Genomic DNA, 20,484 nt, shown 5'->3' with positions numbered 1-20,484 from the left:
TATGAAGTCAGCGCAGTAAAGCCTGGTACAACTTTTTCGCGGTGACAATCCGGGTCTGTTCTACCGTCTCTCCCAAAAGCAGGATAATAGATGCCCTGGCCTCCTGAAGCGCTGTCATTGCCTCATGCAATGTGGTTTCTGGTGCCAGATTAATGGTTTTTCTCATAAGCTCTCCCACTGAGATATCCGCCTCTTCATTAACCAGACAACGGGCGATATGCCGATAGAGAACAATTCCTGTCGGCTTGCCATCGGTCAAAACCACATAACGCTTACAGGGATATGAGCGAATCGTCGTTTCGACAGAAGCGACGGTTGCCTCGGATAACAGACAGACAGCGGGTATTGAGCACTCAACCAGCTCAGTCAGCTGGCGCTGATGGGAAGTCAGTACAGCATCGGCCAGTTTTCGCTGACGTTTACCAATCACTCCACGCTTATTGTAATGCTTGATAATACTCCGGAGTTCATCACTGCTTCTGTCTTCTTCAACGGGCTTGGGTAAAAGACGGGTCCAGACCAGGGCTAACAGCAAGACAGGCCTGGTCACTGAATACATAAGATGGATAAAGGGTGAATATCTGGCGACGACTCTATCAGCAATCTGCACTGCCAGTAGCTTGGGCAGAACCTTGGCAAATACCAGCATAAAATAAGCGAGCAGTGCCGTAAAAATAACCATCCAGAGATCGTTAAATTCCCTGGCAGCCAGCGCTCCAAGGAAAGTACTGCCAGAAATACTGATCAGCGTGCTTAACAAAACGATCGCCGACAGGTGCTCTCGCTTTTTCTGAAAGACTTGCTGGATCGCCTTTTTATTGTCGGGCCTTTTGTACAGGATCGTGACCAGCCTTAACTCATCCACCGCCACCAACGATGATTCAAGAAGGGATAGAAAAGCAGTAACAGCGACAATCAGGCATGCAAAAAGAACGACCAGGAGCATCCATACCTCCGGAAAAACAGCAATTAGACAGCAGGCAGTTTAAGTGGGGGACCAGTAGCTGAGCAAGCCCGCCAGCCAGTAAAAAACCTGTAATGTATTGTTTTCGACCACTTTTCTTCTTTATTAACGTCAGCTCTATGCTTATTCAGGGCAACTGAAGTGCCGGGCAAAGAGCACCTGATTTGCCAGGAATGTGGATCACGGTGTACTTATTTTATTTAAAACAAAATTCGAATATAATTCGACTCTTATTCAAATAATCCTGCTCTTTAACTCCTGCTCTCCACCACGGTGTATTTGCCATGTCAGCATCCGACAAACGGGCACAGAGAGAAACGACCATTATTCAGTCCACCCTGACCATTCTTAAGGAAAAGGGCTTTATGGAACTGAAAATGTCTGAAGTTGCCAAACAAGCCCAGTTCTCAATGGGAACCGTATATTCGCACTTCTCCAGCAAGGAAGATCTGTTGCTGGGTTGCGCCATCACTATCTCCAGCACGATGGCGACGGTATTCCATAAAGTGCTCAACAGCCCGGTACCCGCTATGGAACGTCTGCTGACGCTTAATATTGCCATCTGGTTGTCTTATGCCAGACAGCCCCATCACTACTTTCTACGACAACTGGCAATGACCCCGGATATCTGGCAACGGGCATCAACAGGACGGGCACAGGCACTGGACGACATCTACCATAAGATGAGCCAGATGGTTAAAGCACTGACTATTGAGTTAATGGCGGACAACCCGGCAATCACTGACCAGAATCGCGAGGGTGCACTGGCTGATATTTTGATGGGCATCTGGAGTCTGGGCGAAGGTCTGTTCCAGATCAGCATGTCCGGGTTTGGCCTCAAACAACCCTCCGTGCAGAAAGACAATGGCTTCAGCCTGCTCACTTCCAACCTGGCCAAATACCTGCAGGGCTGGGGATGGAGAACACCGTTTTCACCACCCATGATTGACAACTGCAAGCTTCAGGCTGAGCAGGTTGTTGCTACCTGGATAAGTAGTTAACCAGCCAGAATTTATCGATTCCAGGAACGCGGTACACATCAAGGATGTCTACCAGATACTTCTACCCAACTGTTTTGGAGCTACCTCATAATGCATCTCACCCCTTCATCCCGATCATCCATCGCCGTGATGGTGTTAATGACGTTCACCCTGCTGACCGGTTGCGATCAGGAGCAAACCGGTCATAAAGAAGTCATACGCCCAGTAAAACTCTTTAAGGTAAAAGATCCCCAGCAGCAGCAGTTACGTTATTTTCCAGGCAAGGTAACGGCCACCGAAGAAGCCGAAATATCCTTCCGTATACCCGGACAGATCGACAAGATCGAGGTCAAACAGGGCGATGATGTGACTGAAGGACAGGTGCTGGCTTATCTGGATGACCGGGATATCCGCAATGAGCTTCAGGATCGTCAGGCGAATTATGAACTTGCCAAGGCAGAGTTTGAACGCGCCAGCTCCCTGTTAGAAAAGAGTGTGATTTCACAATCGAACTACGATACGGCCAGTGCCAGACTGAAATCTGCAGAAGCGGCGCTGAAATTAAGCCGGGACAAACTGGCGTATACGACACTGACAGCACCTTTCAGTGGCCGGGTTGCCCAGACTCTGGCCGAAGCTCACCAGCAGGTTCAGGCCCAGCAGCCGGTCCTTATCCTGCAAAGCAGTGACCGGCTCGATATCAGCATCCAGGTCCCTGAAAGTATCGTTTCCCATGTCAACGCCAATGCGGTCAACAATGGCTATCAGCCCATCGCTACCTTCCCGGGGGCTCCTGGCAAGGAGTTTCCGGTCAACTATAAAGAACATGCGACACGGGTAACTCCGGGTACCCAGAGCTATGAAGTCATTTTCACCCGGATGGCACCCACCAATATGAACATTCTTCCCGGTATGACCGCCACGGTCATTATTGACCTGGCCCAGGTCATTGATACCCGGGGGCAACCAGGATACGTTCTGGTCCCCATTTCAGCCGTATCCAAAACTGACACTGACAATAAGACGGTGGTCTGGCGTTTTGATCAGGATACCAGTCAGGTTACCCCTGTCGAAGTGACCACAGGACGTATTACCGAAGCGGGAATTCAGGTTCTGTCAGGTCTCAATACCGGTGACCAGATCGTTACCGCAGGTCTCAGTCAGCTATACGACGGCATGACCGTCAAACCGCTGCACAAGGAACGGGGACTATAAGCCATGAATATTGCCGAATATTCCATATCCCACCGGGTGATCAGCTGGATGTTTGTGGTTATCCTGCTGGTGGGTGGCGCAATGTCGTTTTTTGGACTGGGCCAGCTGGAGTTCCCTGAGTTCACCATCAAACAGGCCATGGTCATTACCCACTATCCGGGAGCCTCCCCGGAACAGGTGGAAGAAGAAGTGACACTGCCATTGGAAGAAGCCATTCAGCAGATGGAGTATGTCAAACACATCGACTCCATCAGCAGCAATGGCCGTTCCCAGATTATGGTGGAGATGAAAGAACAATACGACAAAGATCAACTTCCCCAGATCTGGGATGAAATGCGTCGTAAGGTCAATGACACCCAGAGTAGTCTGCCGCCCGGCGTCTACGCCTCGGTTGTGGTGGACGACTACAGCGATGTCTATGGCATGCTGTTCAACATTACCGGGGAAGGCTATACCTCCAGGGACCTGGAAAACTACGCCGATTACCTGAAACGTGAGCTGGTGCTGGTTGAAGGGGTCAAGAAAGTCTCCATCGCCGGTGCCCGTCAGGAGCAGGTGGTGGTTGAGATGTCCCAGGCCAAACTGGCTAACCTGGGTATCGATCCAGCCTGGATATTCGCCCTGATCCAGAATCAGAATGTGGTCTCCAATGCCGGTAACATGCTGGTTGAGGGGCGCTCTATACGCATTCATCCCACCGGTGAGTTCAATGACATTCATGAACTGGAACAGCTGATCATCAGCCCACCGGGGAGCACACAGCTGGTTCGACTCGGCGATATCGCCACCGTTCGTCGAGACTTCGATGAAACACCGGACACACTCTATTCCTCCAATGGCCGTCAGGCTCTGTCACTGGGTATTTCCTTCGCTTCCGGTGTTAACGTGGTGGATATAGGCGACGCTATTCGTCAGCGCATTGATGAGCTTCAGTCCGGGCAACCGGTTGGCATTGAGCTCACCAAAGTATACGACCAACCGGCAACAGTTTCGGAATCCGTCAATGGTTTCCTGATCAACCTGCTGGAATCCATTGCCATTGTTATTGTCGTACTGCTCCTGGCCATGGGCGTACGTGCAGGCCTGTTGATGGGCGCTGTTCTGCTGTTGACCATTCTCGGTACGTTCATTGTTATGAAGGTGATCGGCATTGAACTCCAACTGATTTCCCTGGGTGCCCTGATCATTGCCCTGGGGATGCTGGTGGATAACGCCATTGTCGTCACAGAAGGGATTCAGGTCGGTATTCAACGGGGACTCACCCGGTTGCAGGCCGCCAAACAGGTTGTCAGCCAGAACCAGTGGCCATTGCTGGGTGCCACCGTCATTGCCATTATGGCATTCGCACCTATTGGCCTTTCTGATGATGCCACCGGTGAATTCTGTCTGTCGTTGTTCCAGGTGCTGTTGATCTCCCTGTTCTTGAGCTGGATCACAGCCATCACCCTGACCCCTTTCTTCTGCAACATTCTGTTCAAGAAGGACGAGCTGGCTGCCCGACAGGCGGCAGGTGAATCCATAGATCCCTACCAGGGAGCGCTGTTCACCCTGTATAAACAGTTGCTTGGGTTCTCTCTGGTCCACCGCCCCATCACCATCAGCTTGACAGTTCTGGCGCTGGTGCTGGCGATGATGGGGTTTGGTTCGGTGAAAAATGTCTTTTTCCCGCCATCCAACACGCCGATGTTCTTTGTGGATTTCTGGATGCCGGAGGGCAGTGATATCCGTGCTACCGAAACAAGGGTGGCAGAGCTTGAGCAACTACTGCTGACCCTCCCCGGCGTAAAAAATGTAACAACGGTGATTGGCCAGGGCGCACAGCGTTTTATTCTTCCTTATATGCCGGAGAAGCAATACAGCAGTTTCGGCCAGCTGATTATCGAGATGGATAATCTGGAAGCCATCACACCGCTGATCCCGACATTGGAAATCCGCCTGACCGAAGACTTCGGTGATGTGGAATATCGGATCAAATACTTACAGAATGGCCCTTCACCCGCCGCAGAAATTGAAGCCCGTTTCTATGGCGAGGACCCGGAAGTATTACGTTCTCTGGCGGTACAGGCCATCAATGTACTGCGGAATGAACCGATGGCCACGCATATACGACACGGATGGCGTAATCAGGTCAGCCTGATTCGCCCTCACCTGGATGAAGCCAGTGCCCGCCGCAGCGGTATCTCCAAACAGGCGTTGGACGACGCTCTGCTGGTGAACTTCAGCGGCCGTCAGGTTGGCGTCTATCGTGAAGGCAGCCAGTTAATGCCGTTGATTGTCCGCTCTCCGGAATCCGAACGTCTGAATGCCGATAGCATTACCGATCTGCAGGTTTGGAGTGCTGACTATAACAGTTATGTGCCCATCACCCAGGCCATTTCCAGTTTTGATACCGAATGGGAAAACCCGCTGATCATCCGCCGGGACCGTAAGCGCATGATGTCCGTGATGGCTGACCCACAGTTGCTGGGTAATGAAACCGCCGACAGCGTGTTGCGCAAGGTGCGTGCAAACATCGAAGCCATTCCACTACCCGATGGTTACCAGCTGGAATGGGGTGGCGCTCATGAACTGTCTTCTAATGCGCAGAGTGCGGTATTTGCCTCAATACCGCTGGGCTATCTTGGGATGTTTCTGATTACCGTATTCCTGTTTAACACCATACGACAGCCTATAGCTATCTGGTGTACGGTTCCCCTGGCACTGATTGGTGTTGTGGCCGGGCTGCTGGCGCTGAATGCACCGTTCAGTTTTATGGCACTGCTGGGATTGCTGAGTCTGTCGGGCATGATCATCAAGAACGGTATCGTTCTGGTGGAACAGATCAAACTGGAGCTGGAAGAAGGCCGGGAAGAACATGAGGCCATATTCCACGCCTCGGTCAGCCGCCTGCGGCCCGTCTGTATGGCCGCCCTGACCACCATGCTGGGCATGATTCCACTGTTGTTTGATGCCTTTTTCAAATCCATGGCCGTGACCATTATCTTCGGCCTGGGCTTTGCTACGGTACTGACACTGATCGTGCTGCCGGTGGTCTATTCCCTGCTGTACAAGGTCAGCTTTAAAGGGTTCAATTACCAGAATATTGCCTACTGATCCATAGCGATGTCGGCTTCTGACAGAAGCCGACTGATGCCACTTTTTATTGCTGTTCTTTTCTGGCTGGCGGCTTCAGGTTATAGCTCAAACTCTGGTATTCAGGTTCTACAATGCCGAGTCGGCGATTGATCACCACCGTTAAACGGAAGAACAGATTACAGAGCATATTGCCAAACCGATGCAACTCATCCGGCACCTCAATGCCATGGGCGTCTACCTTGACCAGCGCCCTGACCGCCTTTTTGGAGAGTGAACGACAGCTGTGCAGTAATTGCACGGGGCGACCGCCCCTGGGAAGTACAAAACCGTGCAGCTGGCCTTCAATCTCTTGCTGGTAGTGATCAAAGTAACCTGCCAGCCACTGTAACTGCTGTTCAAAAATTGCCTGCTTGCCACGGGCTGAACCATTCATATGGAAAATTCTGGGCTGCAGTTGATCCAGGAAATCATAGATATCGACAAACCGCTGATCGCCTTCCAGCTCGCTGATAACGCCGCCGAGGGTTGCGCACAGTTCGTCGGTGATAATTTCATAATCACATAGGGGGGAGTCTTCGTAGATAAATGGATAGCAGAGTTCGCGGATATCGCCGGAGTATTTTAGGGTCATGGCAAAACCTGTTCTTTTTCATAGTCTCAGTAACAAAAAGGCCGGTTTCGTTATAGAAACCGGCCTGTTCGATTAGCACTTACCATCAAGTGGAACAATGTAAGTGCTGATAATTACAACTCAGGTGACCAGACAAGAGTTGCAAATACACCTCTTGGCTCACCCCGATATCCGTCAACCGGCTGATAGTTCTTATCCAGCAGGTTGACCACCTTAAACTGTGTTTCCAGCTGAGGCATTAACTCAACCGAAGCCCGCAGATCAACAGTTCCAAAACCAGGCAGCTGTTCAGTATTGGTTGTATTCACCCAGGATTTGCCCTGAGCTCGGAAGGTTCCTCCAAGCGACCAGCGACCAAAGTCTTTATCCATATTCAGTGCGGCCATTTGCTGCGCTCTGTAGTGGAGTTTTTTACCATTGTCTTTACCGGAACGGTTTTCAGGATCAACATAGGTCAAATTGCTGCTGATATCCCAGCCGACATAATGGGTACCGACTTCAAACTCAATGCCTCGAATACGAGCTTTGTCAATGTTAACTGTTTGATACTTACCACCTTGAGAAATCGAGTTGAGCATATCTTCCATATCATTCTGGTAGATATTTACAGACCAGCGGCTCTGCTCACCGAGCATGCCTCTCAACTCTATCTCAGCATTTTTTGCTGTCTCAGGTTTCAGGTCAGGATTAGGAGCCGAAAAGCCAGAGTCAGCATACATATCAGCAAAGGTTGGCGCTCTGAAAGCTGTGCCATAAGAAACCACAACCCTCATTTGTTTAGGCAGGTTCACGCCCCAGGATACATTGCCGGTAAACTCGCCACCAAAGGCCTCATTATCATCATAACGCCCCCCCAGTTGAAGATCACTGTTTTCAAAAGAGGTCAGGTTCTGGGCAAAGATACCGGTGTTGTAACGTTCATTAACAACATAGGTACTCGTACCTTCATAGGTATCATTCGAGTAGTCGACCCCGGTTGTTAATAGCTGATTATCCACCCATCCTAAATCATTGATCCAGCTAAATGAGTATCGCTTGTTTGTAGAATGGCTCGTGCTCGGACCTTCATCATTACGATGATCCCTCTGAAAACCCGCTTCCAGTCTGCTATCCCAAATATCACTTAATGCAAACGACAAATAGGTATTGATATTTGATACCTCAAAGTAATTTATCGGATAGCCTTGAGGACTGTAAGCGTAATTAACGTCATACTCGGACTTACCCTCTGAGTGTGCAAAGTTAACACCTGCTTCTATACCATTATCAAATGCTCTGGACACATTTCCAGAGAATGACTTGTTACGATAGGCATCATCGTCACCGTCATGACCAAATGTTGTGATGGTCCGGTCATACCCTTGAGTTTCATAAAGGCGAGCACCCAAGTTATAACGGGTTCCATCCGTTTCCCCGCCAAAATTCAGGCCATATTCACCAGCACCATGACTTCCACCACCGGCTTTAATTGTCAGTTTCGGATCGCCAGAACCTTTTCTTGTAATGATATTGATAACACCACCTACAGCATCTGCGCCGTACAGTGTGGAACGAGGGCCACGAACAATCTCAATCCGTTCAATCTGGTCAGGGTCGATGTATTCCAGAGGTGCTGAGCCAGAGCTTGCCGTGTTGATCTTCTGTCCATTCATTAGAATCAATGTCTGGGCAGTTTTTGTACCCCGCACATACACGCCAGATACGCTTCCCGGGCCACCACTAGAGGCAATCTGAACCCCAGGAGCCGACTGATTGAGCAACTCAACAACCGTTGTTGCCTGAGCACGCTCAATCTGCTCCCGATTAATCACCATCACTGGAGCCAACGTCTCATCAACTGTTTGAGCGGTCCTTGCCGCAGTAACAACAACCTCTCCAAGCTTATAAACCTCTTCTGCAGCCGCAGCAGAACTCATTACAGACATTGCCACAGCAACCGAAAGCCCGGTTCGTGCAAAAACAGAACGATGATTAAACGACATTTTGTTTACATCCTTAAAGTAAGCGAACTGTCTTAAAAATGGACAGAACTCCGCCTTTTCAGAGCGGGCTCTCTTGATGAATTGGTATCTGGGCAGCCACACGCTCTGTGTGGCTTGCCTTTGCGCGCACCGCTTGTAACTGGTGGCAGATCATCTCTGCCCCGTCCAGAATCCTGGGCGTTGGTCTGGCAATCAGGTCACTGGGTACCGAAAACAGTTGTTGGTGCTGTACCGCCTGCAGGTTTTGCCACTGGCTCCAGTAGCCCAGCAACTCTTTGCGGGTTTGTGGGGTATCGCCTTGCGGATCGGAACCAATAATGACCTGTGGATCACGGGTAATCAGGGATTCGATACCGATTTTGGGAATACGTTCGGAGACATCACCATAGATATTCCGGCCACCGCACAACGAAATAACATCATCAATCACCAGGCCATTACCCACCGTCATCAGTGGGGATCGCCAGATTTCAAAGAACACCGATACCGGTTCACGCCGGGCATACTGACTGTGCAGTGTGTGCAAACGCGCGGTAAAGTCGCCAACAACCTGTTCGGCTGTTTTTTCGGTCCCGGCCACCTGCCCGAGACTTCGGATGGCCCGCTTAATGCCGGTAAAATCCACCACATCGATATGAAAGGTTCTGATGCCCAGAGACTCCAGCTGCTCAATCACCTTTTGGGAATTACCGGTGGTCCAGACCACCACCAGATCGGGCTTCATGGCCACAATGGCTTCAACACTCACATTGGGGTAGCCGCCCACATTGGGCAGTTGTTTGACCGCTTCAGGGAAGTCGCTGTGCTGATCAACCGCAATAACACGATCACCGGCACCGGCAGCAAATAACAATTCAGTAGAACCCGGAGACAGACTGATGATTCCGGGCGAACGGGTATCCAGACAGACAGTGCGGTCACTCATATCGGTCACACAATACTGACTGTCAGACTCGCTGGCCCGGGCAGTACTGCAAGCCAACGCAACGGCGTTGGCCAATACCATCGCCAGCACCAGCATTAACCGGGGCAGCCTGTTCTTCAGTGTCTTGTAGGGTGCTAAAGGTGTTTTCATGGTCTCCCTGAGTCACAATCAATACTCAGGGCGGCACAGGCGGCCCCGGGCTTATCAAAAAAGCCCAGTGTATAAGGAGGTGTGTTCCCAGCCGCCAGGTTACCCGCCCGGTTTGCGCCTGCATGTGCAGACTTCTTGGGCTTTGCAAAGACAGGTCTCCTGACTCTGGCATCATCGTTCCCGGCAGCCTTCCCGGTTGAACCAGTGGCATAAATCGCGGAGAACTCTTCCATTACAGTTGCGGGTACAGTCGGGGTTTTTCACCCCGTTCCCTCTTTTGACCGGTTCAGCAACAGCCGACATGTGCGGTTAAAAGCGTCGTGATTCATACCAATCACTGACGAAACCCTTACAAAGTTGCGCAATACTAACCAAACCTTTGATTTAAATCACTAGGGGTTTGTGGATTTTTTGCCGTTATTCTTGCTATCAGGAGGATGTTTTGCTTTTCTCGGATGCCTGCCAGAGGACCTCTCCCTCATCCTGGCGGGCACAATGACGGCCAAGGACGTACATAAGATCGGACAAACGATTCACAAATTTCAGTAATGGTTCGTTGATCTTTTCACCACTTTCCTGAAGCGCTTCGTTTAACTCGATAATATGCCGCTCCGCCCGGCGGGATACGGTTCGGGCCATATGGCAATGGCAGGCAGACTGACCACCACCGGGCAGGGTGAAGTTTGTCAGAGGCGGCAATGGTTCATTGAGTTCGTCAATCAGAGCCTCAATCGCCCTGGTATGGGCTTCCTGAATCAGCTGATAGCCCGGCATGGCCAGCTCCCCCCCCACATCAAACATCCGGTGCTGGATATCCTGAATCTGTTGCAACTGGTTTTCAGTGACATCATTGCCCTGCTTCAGGGAGTGGATCAACAGGCCAAGCCAGCTGTTGGCTTCATCCACGGAACCAATGGCGTGGAGCCGGGGGTGTGACTTTGGCAGCTGCTGACCATCGCCAATGCGGGTCATGCCCTGGTCGCCAGTTCGAGTGTAGATACGGGTTAGCCGGTAGCCTTTTTGTTCATTCATTTCTGGAGTTATTCTCCTATCTGAAAAGCCGGTCTTGAACCACAAAGGCACAAAGACACGGAGGAATGTATTGGAACATCCATAGCCATGGACAGTCTTGTTACGCTTTCTTTGTGCCTCTGTGACTTTGTGGTTCAACCTCACACAGTGCAAAGATTTTACTCATATCAAGATGCTCTTCGATAGCATCCGCCATTCGGTTAATGCCCTCTTCCCTTAACAGGTGATAATCAATCCTTGAAGCTTCCTGCAAACCGGCCCAGGTCAAAATGGCCGTGCAGGCATCAGGCTGTTCAAACACGCCATGGAGATAGGTGGCAAATATCTGACCATCGTCCGACATTACCCCATCCACCTGCTGATCCAGCTGAATTAACGGTTTTTCCAGGGCCGCGCCGGTGGTCACCCCGGCATGAATTTCATAGCCGGTGACGGGCACAGGTTCCTGGCCCGGCAACTGCATGGTGCCACTGACCCGGGTGAGTGTCTTCTGACGAACCATGGTGGTTTCCAGATCCAGAAGACCCAACGCTTGTGAGCTGCCGGCGGCACCTTCAATGCCCTCCGGATCATGCACTGTCTTACCGAGCATCTGGTAACCGCCACAGATCCCCATCAATTTGCCACCGTAGCGCAGGTGCCTGAGGATATCCTGATCCCAGCCGTTGTCTTTGAGAAACGCAAGATCGGTTCGGGTATTTTTGGTCCCCGGAATAATCACCAGATCACACGCCGGAATGGGCTGCCCTTTGCCAACAAAGTGAATGTCCACTTCAGGGTGCAGGCGCAGAGGGTCAAAGTCGGTGTGATTGCTGGTGCGGGTCAGAATCGGCACAGCTACCTTCAACAGGGTTTTCCGGTCTGCAAGGTGTTGCTGGGCAATCACTGCATCTTCTGCTTCCAGATGTAACCCATGAAGGTAAGGTAAAACGCCCAGTACTGGTTTGCCGGTCTTCTCTTCAAGCCAACGGAGCCCTGACTCAAGCAGTTTTACGTCACCCCGAAAACGGTTGATCACAAATCCTTTTACCCGCGCCTGTTCGGACTCCGAGAGCAGCGCCAGGGTACCGTACAGATGGGCGAAAACCCCGCCCTTATCGATATCCGCAATGATAATCACCGGACAGTCCGCTTGTTCCGCAAAGCCCATATTGGCGACATCGCCTTCGCGCAGATTAATCTCTGCCGGGCTACCGGCGCCCTCCACCAGCACGGTTTGATATTGGCTCTGCAAACGATGCCAGGAACGCAAAATAGCGGCCATGACTTCCGGTTTATAGGCATGATACTCAGCCGCATTCATTTCCCCCACGGCTTTGCCATTAACGATCACCTGGGCACCGATATCACTGTTTGGTTTCAGCAATACCGGGTTCATGTCCGTATGAGGTTCAAGCCCTGCCGCAGCCGCCTGAAGTGCCTGAGCCCGGCCAATCTCACCACCATCCCCGGTGACGGCACTGTTCAGTGCCATATTCTGGGGCTTGAAAGGCGCTACCGAAATACCATGACGCCGGAATACCCGGCAAAGTCCTGCGACCAGGGCACTTTTCCCAGCGTCACTGGTTGTACCCTGTACCATCAAAGTGTGTGTTGGGTTGCTGCCCATAGCGGGAATTCCAGCCTGTCAGAAAGGCAAGGATTATAAGGGCAGAAAAACTCAAGGGTAAAAAATATTTAATGGAAGAACTTTTAATAGAATAAAGAGTCTAACTGAGCGTACATGAGGCAACCCGGGTTAGTGATTTTATGGAGACCAGTGCAGCGGCCAAATTTTCAGCTCCACAACAATGCACAGGTTCCACCATAGATTCTGAACCAGCCAGCACTGAAACAGATCAGGTTCAGCTACGCAGGTCCGCCACATCAAGATCTGGCAGCTTCCGGAGGAGAGTGTCCCGCACTCTATCCATGTTACTGCCTAATACAGATAGGCCTGAAGAAGATACCAGACGACACAGCGGTCGGCTTTCGTCGGTGTTTAACAGAACGGTGACCCGAAACTATCCCGTTCAAGCCCGGATGAGTCTCGAAAGCCTGCCGGGAAATAATTCTGGCAACGAAACAACCGCAACAATTGACACTAACTCCAACTTGATACAGATATGGTCTCCGGTGAAAAAAACCATGATAACTATTCCATCTTATGATTCTGATCAGAAAGCCTACTCCCTGGCAATGAAAGCGTACATTCTGGATAACAAACAGCTTTATGATCTCTCCAAAGGTAAACCTGTCGAGGAAATTGATACCTCCAGAATTGATCTCAGTGATCTTAAAGGTAAAAAGTCATCGGATCTTCAAAGTATTCACAGGTTAAGAGAAGCATGGATATTTGAATTAAAAGGGCATATATCCTCCAAGCGTGTGTCATGACTTAAATGCTGTCTTTACCCGGTTTCCCGTCCGTTTCTTCTCACAACTCTCAGGAAGGCAGGCAGGAATTTTGTTAATATCCAGCTCCAAAAACTTTCAACCTGTGGTATCTCATGAGTCGTATTTTTTATTCTCTGCTGTTATATCTGATATCCCCCCTGGCAATGGTCCGGCTCTACTTGCGTTCCAAAAAAGCACCAGAGTACTGGCAGAGAAAGAGGGAACGATTTGGCTTCTTCAGTCTTCCTGCCTCAGATAAACCCGTTATCTGGGTACACTCGGTATCCATGGGAGAAACCATTGCCAGCGGCCCGCTGGTAAAGCAACTGCAAAAGAATTACCCAACCCATCGAGTGTTAATTACCACCATGACCCCCACTGGCTCGGCCCAGGTTGGCAAAATTCATGGCGACAGCGTGGACCATGTCTATGCCAGCTATGACCTTCCCTGTGCTGTCAGGCGCTTTCTGGACAAGGTAAAGCCAGTCATGGCCATCGTCATTGATACCGAGCTATGGCCCAACACCATTGCCGCCTGCCACAAACGCTTGATTCCCGTACTGGTGACCAATGCCCGACTCTCCGAACGCTCGGCAAGAGGGTATGCACGCTTCGGCTTTCTCACCCGCCCCATGCTCAAACAGATCAATATGGTTGCTGCCCAGAACCAGGAGACGGGTCGGCGATTCCTGGAGCTTGGCCTGCCCGGGCAACAGCTCAACGTTACCGGCAGTATCAAGTTTGATCTGGATGTCGCTCCAAAAATCATAACCTCAGGTCAGGCACTTCGGCAGAAGTGGCAGCAGGGTATGGGCAGCGACATTCGTATTCTGGTGGCCGCCAGTACCCATGAAGGTGAGGATCAGCAAGTACTTGATGCGTTTAAAACCATTCTGGCAGCGTCACCGGAAGTACGATTACTGCTGGTGCCCAGGCACCCTGAGCGGTTTGACCGTGTCCACCAGCTGATCCTGAACAACCAGCTCCCTGTGGTCCGCCATAGCCAGGGAACCCAGCCTTCTGATAAGACCAGGGTGATTCTCGGGGACACCATGGGCGAAATGATGAAGCTGTTCTCCGCCTCTGATATAGCCTTTGTGGGTGGCAGTCTGGTACCAACGGGCGGACATAATCTGCTGGAACCGGCGGCATTAAACCTGCCGGTGTTGTCCGGGCCTCATGTGTTTAATTTTGAAGAGATCAGCGAATCCCTGATTCAGGCGGGAGGTTTGAACATTGTTAACGATAGCGAAGCGCTCGCCCGGAGCGCCATCAGCCTGGTGCAGGATAAAGAGGAGTATAAAAGTATGAGCCAGCATGCCGGAGAGTTTGTCCGTAACAACCGGGGAGCACTGCAAAAGACATTGATGCTGGTTGATCAGCTTATGCAATCTGGCAAATAGAAATTGTTACAGTCCGGGACGTAAGTTGGTGTTGGAAGACTTGGTGGCCAGCATTGAATCCACCGCAGGATCAATATTCAAACGACTGCCGTCTACAAAATAGTAATCGTTACCGGATTGCAGCCCCTGGATGGACAATTTGCCAAGAATCCGATTCATAACCCTTTGCTGTTCTTCCAGGTCTTCATAGGCAAAGGTCTTCAGAAAGGCCTCTGCCAGAGAACACCCTTCATCCACATAAGATTTCATACGGGTTTCGCAGTTCCTGATATGCTCATCCATGACATTATCGTCCATAGCCGGGTATCTACTCATTATAGAAGAGTGGGTTCCGTATCTGCGGCTATTTGACTCCAAATAAAAATGGCTCCACCAGGAGCCATTTTTACGGAAACGCCATGATGACCAGTAATTAACCACCGCACTGATCCGGAACAGACAGTTCGTCACTGGCATCCGTCATCCACTGGTTCAGCTCTTCGAGATCTGTCGGGCTGAGAGTTCCCACAGCCTGCTTGAGCTTCAGTGTATTGACGATAAAGTCATAACGGGTGTTCAGATAGTTACTGATAGAGGAGTAAAGCTGCTGTTGAGCGTCCAGAACATCAGTGATGTTGCGGGTACCCACTTCATAACCACTCTGAGTCGCTTTCAGGGCACTTTCTGACGAGATAATCACCTGACAGCTGGCATGAACCCGGTCCACATCGGAGGTAGCGGTTCTCAACAGGTTACGGGTATTGGCATTGGTGCCCCTGAGCTGCTGATCGTAATTTTTCTGGGCTTCTTCCAGTTGATAGCCTGCCTGACGGGAAGCAGAGCTGATAGCGCCACCAGCGAAGATCGGTAGATCGAACTGAACACCAACAACGGTGTCAGTACGATCGCCAGAAAGAGTACCGTTTCCAGAGGCCTGACTGGAATTGTTGGAGCTGTAGTTATAGCTGGCAAACGCATTAACCGTTGGAGCATGACCAGACGTACTGGCCTTTACTTTGGACTCAGAAGCCGTCACCCCTTCCCGGGCCGCTTTCAACCCCAGGTTATTGGCCAGTGCCATGCTCACCCACTCTTCAGGATTGTTTGGCATTGGCGCAACCACTGGCATTGCCTTTTCCAGCTGGGCAATATCGGTGACGTCCTGGTTGACAATGGTCCGCAGCCCTTCGTAGCTGACAGAGACCTGGTTCTCAGCCTGAATGCGGGCTACGCGGGCATTGTCATAAGCTGCACGGGCCACCAGCACGTCTGTTTCTGCAATCAGCCCCACATTGTAACGTTCACGAGCCTGATCCAGTTGCTGCTTTAATGCTCTTTCCTGGGCTTTCGCGGTCATCAGGCTGTCTTCGGACCGGAGCACATTGAAATAGGACTCTGCCACACGCAGGATCAATTGTTGCCGGGCATTGGCAAATACGGCAGTGGCCTGATCCCCGACAGACTTGGCCTGCTCATAATTGAACCAGCTGTTCATATTGAACAGTGGTTGAGTTAATGTCGCGCCCCACCCATGGGAGTTATAGTTTTCATCAGTATCTGAACCATTCGTCAACTCAGAAGATGTCTTGTTATATTGCGTTTTAGCCGACAGCCCCAGGGTGGGCAGCAATGCAGAACGGCCCTGGTTAACCGTCTCCTGAACCGCTTTCATGGATGCCTCGGCCGCCGCCAGCTGGGCATCATTCTTCAGCGCCATATTGTATACATCGAGCAGATTGTACTGAGTTGGTGCAGCCTGCACGTTTAATACGGCACCCGCTAAGGCGGCAAGCAGAAACCCTCTACGACTATTTCGTGACATAATCTTGTGATCCTTGGAAAGTTCGCCAGTCATTCTTCACCGGTTAACGGTAGCCTGACTGGTTCCTGGTTGGGGATAAAATCGCTGTAGCAAACTCAGATCAAGGAAATCTACACTAATTTGCACAAAAAATGCAGTAGTATGACGAATTCCTCTATGGATATTGCTTCTTCAGGGTGAAGGCAGGAGGACGCTATAATAGGTGCTATGAAAAGACAGTCGCTGAAACCCAATTACCGTGTCAACCTCATCCGTCTGCAACAGGTTTGTGAACGTAACTACCTGCGTCTTACGCGTCTGCTGCCTGAATTATCAGATCAGGAGCACTTTCGCCTGCCGGTTAAGCACAGAAACAGTTTGGCACGTGGTGTGGAATGGCTGGTCATTGACGTTTTGGAACGGTCACCATTTACCACTTTGTTAATGTTGCAGATGGAAGCTGACTGGGGACAGTTATTCAATATGCCAAAAGCCGAAGTGCGCCTTTATCACGACGTTAAGATGGCCGAAATTGTCTCCCGAAAAACCAGCCAGATAATACAGCCACGGTACGATTATCCCAATAGTAAAATGCATCAACCTGATGAAAAAGAGCAGCATAATCAGTTTCTGGCTCAATGGCTTGATTACGCTTTACCTGCCTGTCGAACTTATACAGAAAAGACAGGATAACGAAGACACTGATACAAACAGCCGATGAATACCGCCAGAATTCGAGTCCTGCAGATTACCGACCCTCACCTCTTTGCTGATTCCGGCTCGACACTGATGGGAGTGAATACCTCGGCGACCCTGGATGAGGTGCTGACAAATATACAGAAAGACTACCGGAAACCTGATTGCCTTCTGGTCACCGGAGACCTGAGCCAGGATGACAGTGCCGCCTCCTATCATCACCTGAAAGAAAAACTGTTAAAAATCAATGCGCCCAGCTACTGGTTGCCGGGCAATCATGATCAGCCCCATCTTATGGCGGCGATAAACCCATCGGCGCTGCAAAAGCAGATTATTCTGGGTAACTGGCAAATAGTCCTGCTGAACACTCAGGTCGAAGGCAAGACACACGGCTGTCTCAGGGAAACTGAGCTGGAACAGCTGGCTACCTGTTTGCAGCAGGAGCCAGACAAGCATACGCTTCTGGCTCTCCATCATCACCCGGCTCCCATCAATAGCCGATGGATGGATCAGATCATGCTGCAAAACCCGGAGGAGCTGGCCAGGGTCATCACTGGTCACAACACGGTCCGGGGCATTATTCACGGCCACGTGCACCAGGCCAGAACCTATCAATTCTGCGATCTTCCCGTTATGGCAACCCCTTCGACCTGTGTTCAGTTTGCACCAGAATCGGATGATTTTCAGGCGGATACCAGGCAGCCGGGCTTTCGAGTGGTTGATCTGTTGCCAGACGGTCAGATAGAAAGCAGCGTTGTAAGAGTGGGTGATAAACCAATGAAAGTTGATCTGAGATCAAACGGTTACTGACAGGCCATCAACAATCGATTGCCAATTTTCCGCTGAATACTGAAGCACTGCCACTGTCAGCAGTACTAGGAGCCTGTCCGAGAATAGACTGCCCTACTGCGGTGGCAGCAAATTGGTCTAAAAATTCCGTTTTGTTCGGCAAATAGCCCCGCTATTCACCTCACAAAACGAAATTTTTATCCTCAATTTTCTGCCATCCTCGCTACGGGCGCTATTCTCGGACAGGCTCCTAGCCCGGATATTTCAGAATTAATCGATTAGAATCATATAACCATTTTTTATTAAATAGGTCCGCATCCTTTTCTAAATTTATTGTTAGGAGCAGTAAACATAAGGATGTAGTTATGACCAGGATAAAGTCCATGCATCAGGATGATTGGGATGATGCTTTGTGGAACAGCAATCACGAACACAAAAAGGCTAAAGCACGCAAAGCAAGGCACAAGGGGCTTAAATCATCAACCATAAGAAAGGGCATTGAAGACTACTTTGAGAAAAGCAAATTGAAAAACAGTATTTCAGAAAGTTTTCAAGAGTTTGATGATTTTGATGACGTCAACCAGCCCAGCTATAAACCCCGCCTCTGAATCATAACACCAGCCCATAAATGCCACTTATTGAATGTGGCATTTTTTATTTATGGCATCGCCAATAGAAATGGTTCATAAATAAGGCATAACATCAATAGCACCAGTAGTAACGCTTTTCTGAACCAGTACATGGTTTCAATGAGTTTGATGGGTTGTCGTGCCTCAGCACTCCGTTCGTCCTGAGCCTGTCGAAGGACCCATAGGGCCTAAAGGCGGAAACCCCGGACTCTGATAGATCGTGCCAAGCACCCTTCGTCCGTGCATCCTGAGCGGAGCCGAAGGACGCTCAGGGTGAACGAAGATTGTACACGTCAAACTCATTGAAACCATGCACTAGCTGCCAAAAATGTTCTGTGCTGATCAAAAATCGTTTTTACGATTATGGGGCAATGACGAATGACAACACCTTCCGAACTCCAATACCTCCATGGCTTTGGTAACGAACATGAAACCGAAGCCCTGAAAGGAGCCCTCCCCATCGGGCAATTCAATCCGCAACGTGCGCCCATGGGGCTCTACGCAGAGCAGTTCTCCACAACCGCATTCACCGCACCAAGACATCAAAACAGAAGGGCCTGGATGTACCGGATTCGCCCGTCAGCAGCCCAGGGCAAGTATCAACCAATAGCATCAAACCTGCTTCGCTCTGGCCCGGTTACTGAGGTGCCAGCGCCCCCGGACCCGATGCGCTGGGAAGCTCTTGACCTCCCGACAGAAGAAACCGATTTTGTTGATGGCCTGGTCACCATGGCGGCCAATGGCGACCCCCACTCTCAGACCGGCTCTGCTGTGCACATGTATCTGGCCAACCGGGATATGACCGACCGCTTCTTTTACAACGCCGATGGTGAGCTGCTGATCATCCCTCAACAGGGAGCCATTCTGGCACGCACCGAGCTGGGCATCCTGCATGTGCCTCCCGGTGAAATTCTGGTTATCCCCCGGGGCATCAAATTTCAGATTCAACTACCGGAAGGCACAGCCAGAGGCTATATCTGCGAAAACTACGGTGCACCATTGACTCTTCCCGAACGTGGACCGGTAGGAGCCAATGGTTATGCCAATGATCGGGACTTCCATTATCCGGTGGCCTGCTTTGAAGATATCGACGGTGAGTTTGAACTGATTGCCAAGTTTGCCGGAAACCTGTTCAGCTGCACCCTGGATCACTCTCCCCTGGATGTGGTCGCCTGGGTGGGTACTTCTGCCCCTTATAAATACGACTTGTCCCGCTTCAATGTGATCAACACCGTCAGCTTCGATCACCCTGACCCCTCCATCTTCACCGTATTAACCTCTCAGAGTGACACCCCCGGGGTCGCCAATGTGGACTTTGTTATCTTCCCGCCCCGCTGGATGGTGGCTGAAAACACCTTCCGTCCGCCCTGGTATCACCGCAATGTCATGAGTGAATTTATGGGGCTGATTCACGGCACTTATGACGCCAAGGAACAAGGATTTGTGCCCGGCGGAGCCAGCCTCCATAACTGCATGAGCCCCCACGGGCCCGAGGCTGAAGTGTTTGACAAAGCCAGTGCCGCAGAGCTGAAACCCGTGCGTTACAAAGACACCATGGCCTTTATGTTTGAGTCCCGCTTTATCTATGCACCTACCCGGTTTGCGTTGGAAAGTAATGCCCGCCAAACCGACTATATTGATTGCTGGAAAGGGCTCAAGAAGCACTTTAGCCGATAAGTAGCTAACCATATGAAATCATATATTTCTGACTCCTTGTGCTGGCACTCTGCTTCGTTACAACTCCGGTCACATAGCTACGGCTATGCTCCCTCCGTTGTGCCTCGCATAGTACCAGCCCAAGTAGCCAGAAATATTCGATCCCATATGGCCAGCTACTTAAGAATAAAAAACTTGCCG

The 20,484-nt window shown here is 50.7% G+C and carries 17 protein-coding genes and 1 riboswitch; of the genes, 9 read left to right on the top strand and 8 right to left on the bottom strand.

All coding sequences use genetic code 11. The features are described from left to right. Window positions 1-7: 7 nt before the first annotated feature. Window positions 8-946, bottom strand: coding sequence for a CNNM domain-containing protein (locus CX664_RS06260; RefSeq protein WP_101745905.1), 939 nt, complete (start codon window positions 944-946; stop codon window positions 8-10). 302 nt (window positions 947-1,248) lie between these two features. Between CX664_RS06260 and CX664_RS06255 the strand changes: the two genes are divergently transcribed. The 3 genes from CX664_RS06255 (at window position 1,249) to CX664_RS06245 (ending at window position 6,252) form a co-directional block, all read left to right on the top strand. After that, the gene (locus tag CX664_RS06255; protein WP_101745904.1) at window positions 1,249-1,965 is read left to right on the top strand and encodes a TetR/AcrR family transcriptional regulator; all 717 of its coding nucleotides are present in this window, start codon (window positions 1,249-1,251) and stop codon (window positions 1,963-1,965) included. A 90-nt stretch (window positions 1,966-2,055) separates the two neighbouring features. After that, window positions 2,056-3,159: an efflux RND transporter periplasmic adaptor subunit gene (locus tag CX664_RS06250; protein ID WP_101745903.1), complete on the top strand. Its 1,104-nt coding sequence runs from the start codon at window positions 2,056-2,058 to the stop codon at window positions 3,157-3,159. Between the two features lie 3 nt (window positions 3,160-3,162). Beyond that, window positions 3,163-6,252, top strand: a complete 3,090-nt coding sequence (locus CX664_RS06245; protein ID WP_101745902.1) for an efflux RND transporter permease subunit — start codon at window positions 3,163-3,165, stop codon at window positions 6,250-6,252. Between the two features lie 46 nt (window positions 6,253-6,298). Here the strand turns inward: CX664_RS06245 and CX664_RS06240 are convergent, their stop codons facing one another. From CX664_RS06240 to CX664_RS06220, 5 genes are all read right to left on the bottom strand, one after another. Continuing rightward, window positions 6,299-6,865, bottom strand: coding sequence for a cobalamin adenosyltransferase (locus CX664_RS06240; protein WP_101745901.1), 567 nt, complete (start codon window positions 6,863-6,865; stop codon window positions 6,299-6,301). Between the two features lie 113 nt (window positions 6,866-6,978). Continuing rightward, on the bottom strand, window positions 6,979-8,847 hold the full coding sequence (locus CX664_RS06235) for a TonB-dependent receptor domain-containing protein (protein ID WP_101745900.1): 1,869 nt from the start codon (window positions 8,845-8,847) through the stop codon (window positions 6,979-6,981). 58 nt (window positions 8,848-8,905) lie between these two features. Beyond that, entirely contained in the window at window positions 8,906-9,922 is a 1,017-nt protein-coding gene (locus CX664_RS06230; protein ID WP_101745899.1) for a cobalamin-binding protein, read from the bottom strand. Between the two features lie 132 nt (window positions 9,923-10,054). Beyond that, window positions 10,055-10,242: riboswitch (cobalamin riboswitch) on the bottom strand. Between the two features lie 109 nt (window positions 10,243-10,351). Further along, the gene (locus CX664_RS06225) at window positions 10,352-10,954 is read right to left on the bottom strand and encodes a cob(I)yrinic acid a,c-diamide adenosyltransferase (protein WP_101745898.1); all 603 of its coding nucleotides are present in this window, start codon (window positions 10,952-10,954) and stop codon (window positions 10,352-10,354) included. Window positions 10,955-11,054: 100 nt separating this feature from the next. Further along, window positions 11,055-12,563, bottom strand: a complete 1,509-nt coding sequence (locus tag CX664_RS06220; RefSeq protein WP_101745897.1) for a cobyric acid synthase — start codon at window positions 12,561-12,563, stop codon at window positions 11,055-11,057. A gap of 302 nt (window positions 12,564-12,865) precedes the next feature. On the opposite strand from CX664_RS06220, the gene CX664_RS06215 reads away from it, so the two are divergent. Both CX664_RS06215 and waaA read left to right on the top strand, forming a co-directional pair. Further along, entirely contained in the window at window positions 12,866-13,330 is a 465-nt protein-coding gene (locus tag CX664_RS06215; RefSeq protein WP_101745896.1) for a hypothetical protein, read from the top strand. Between the two features lie 113 nt (window positions 13,331-13,443). Continuing rightward, the gene (waaA, locus tag CX664_RS06210) at window positions 13,444-14,733 is read left to right on the top strand and encodes a lipid IV(A) 3-deoxy-D-manno-octulosonic acid transferase (protein ID WP_101745895.1); all 1,290 of its coding nucleotides are present in this window, start codon (window positions 13,444-13,446) and stop codon (window positions 14,731-14,733) included. A 6-nt stretch (window positions 14,734-14,739) separates the two neighbouring features. Here the strand turns inward: waaA and CX664_RS06205 are convergent, their stop codons facing one another. Continuing rightward, on the bottom strand, window positions 14,740-15,048 hold the full coding sequence (locus CX664_RS06205) for a hypothetical protein (protein WP_145999860.1): 309 nt from the start codon (window positions 15,046-15,048) through the stop codon (window positions 14,740-14,742). 97 nt (window positions 15,049-15,145) lie between these two features. Continuing rightward, window positions 15,146-16,534 (bottom strand): TolC family outer membrane protein, encoded by a 1,389-nt coding sequence (locus tag CX664_RS06200; protein ID WP_180966393.1) that lies wholly within the window; start codon window positions 16,532-16,534, stop codon window positions 15,146-15,148. Window positions 16,535-16,741: 207 nt separating this feature from the next. Between CX664_RS06200 and CX664_RS06195 the strand changes: the two genes are divergently transcribed. From CX664_RS06195 to hmgA, 4 genes are all read left to right on the top strand, one after another. Further along, window positions 16,742-17,206 carry a DUF1249 domain-containing protein gene (locus CX664_RS06195; RefSeq protein ID WP_101745892.1) on the top strand — a complete coding sequence of 155 codons (465 nt, stop codon included), beginning with the start codon at window positions 16,742-16,744 and terminating at the stop codon, window positions 17,204-17,206. Between the two features lie 24 nt (window positions 17,207-17,230). Next, window positions 17,231-18,019 carry a 3',5'-cyclic-AMP phosphodiesterase gene (gene cpdA, locus CX664_RS06190; protein WP_101745891.1) on the top strand — a complete coding sequence of 263 codons (789 nt, stop codon included), beginning with the start codon at window positions 17,231-17,233 and terminating at the stop codon, window positions 18,017-18,019. Between the two features lie 362 nt (window positions 18,020-18,381). Further along, window positions 18,382-18,606 (top strand): hypothetical protein, encoded by a 225-nt coding sequence (locus tag CX664_RS06185; RefSeq protein WP_101745890.1) that lies wholly within the window; start codon window positions 18,382-18,384, stop codon window positions 18,604-18,606. Between the two features lie 399 nt (window positions 18,607-19,005). After that, window positions 19,006-20,304, top strand: a complete 1,299-nt coding sequence (hmgA, locus tag CX664_RS06180) for a homogentisate 1,2-dioxygenase (RefSeq protein ID WP_101745889.1) — start codon at window positions 19,006-19,008, stop codon at window positions 20,302-20,304. The last annotated feature ends 180 nt before the right edge of the window (window positions 20,305-20,484 follow it).

It is taken from the genome of Endozoicomonas acroporae, assembly GCF_002864045.1.
In the GTDB taxonomy this organism is placed as follows: Bacteria; Pseudomonadota; Gammaproteobacteria; order Pseudomonadales; family Endozoicomonadaceae; genus Endozoicomonas; species Endozoicomonas acroporae.
The sequence above is the reverse complement of the archived record's forward strand: the minus strand, read 5'-3'. Positions and strand labels throughout refer to the sequence as shown.

Excerpts from the sequence above, each read along its gene's own strand:
- CX664_RS06260 (WP_101745905.1), bottom strand. The coding sequence starts at position 946 with ATGCTCCTGGTCGTTCTTTTTGCATGCCTGATTGTCGCTGTTACTGCT.
- CX664_RS06255 (WP_101745904.1), top strand. The coding sequence starts at position 1,249 with ATGTCAGCATCCGACAAACGGGCACAGAGAGAAACGACCATTATTCAG.
- CX664_RS06250 (WP_101745903.1), top strand. The coding sequence starts at position 2,056 with ATGCATCTCACCCCTTCATCCCGATCATCCATCGCCGTGATGGTGTTA.
- CX664_RS06245 (WP_101745902.1), top strand. The coding sequence starts at position 3,163 with ATGAATATTGCCGAATATTCCATATCCCACCGGGTGATCAGCTGGATG.
- CX664_RS06240 (WP_101745901.1), bottom strand. The coding sequence starts at position 6,865 with ATGACCCTAAAATACTCCGGCGATATCCGCGAACTCTGCTATCCATTT.
- CX664_RS06235 (WP_101745900.1), bottom strand. The coding sequence starts at position 8,847 with ATGTCGTTTAATCATCGTTCTGTTTTTGCACGAACCGGGCTTTCGGTT.
- CX664_RS06230 (WP_101745899.1), bottom strand. The coding sequence starts at position 9,922 with ATGAAAACACCTTTAGCACCCTACAAGACACTGAAGAACAGGCTGCCC.
- CX664_RS06225 (WP_101745898.1), bottom strand. The coding sequence starts at position 10,954 with ATGAATGAACAAAAAGGCTACCGGCTAACCCGTATCTACACTCGAACT.
- CX664_RS06220 (WP_101745897.1), bottom strand. The coding sequence starts at position 12,563 with ATGGGCAGCAACCCAACACACACTTTGATGGTACAGGGTACAACCAGT.
- CX664_RS06215 (WP_101745896.1), top strand. The coding sequence starts at position 12,866 with ATGTTACTGCCTAATACAGATAGGCCTGAAGAAGATACCAGACGACAC.
- waaA (WP_101745895.1), top strand. The coding sequence starts at position 13,444 with ATGAGTCGTATTTTTTATTCTCTGCTGTTATATCTGATATCCCCCCTG.
- CX664_RS06205 (WP_145999860.1), bottom strand. The coding sequence starts at position 15,048 with ATGAGTAGATACCCGGCTATGGACGATAATGTCATGGATGAGCATATC.
- CX664_RS06200 (WP_180966393.1), bottom strand. The coding sequence starts at position 16,534 with ATGTCACGAAATAGTCGTAGAGGGTTTCTGCTTGCCGCCTTAGCGGGT.
- CX664_RS06195 (WP_101745892.1), top strand. The coding sequence starts at position 16,742 with ATGAAAAGACAGTCGCTGAAACCCAATTACCGTGTCAACCTCATCCGT.
- cpdA (WP_101745891.1), top strand. The coding sequence starts at position 17,231 with ATGAATACCGCCAGAATTCGAGTCCTGCAGATTACCGACCCTCACCTC.
- CX664_RS06185 (WP_101745890.1), top strand. The coding sequence starts at position 18,382 with ATGCATCAGGATGATTGGGATGATGCTTTGTGGAACAGCAATCACGAA.
- hmgA (WP_101745889.1), top strand. The coding sequence starts at position 19,006 with ATGACAACACCTTCCGAACTCCAATACCTCCATGGCTTTGGTAACGAA.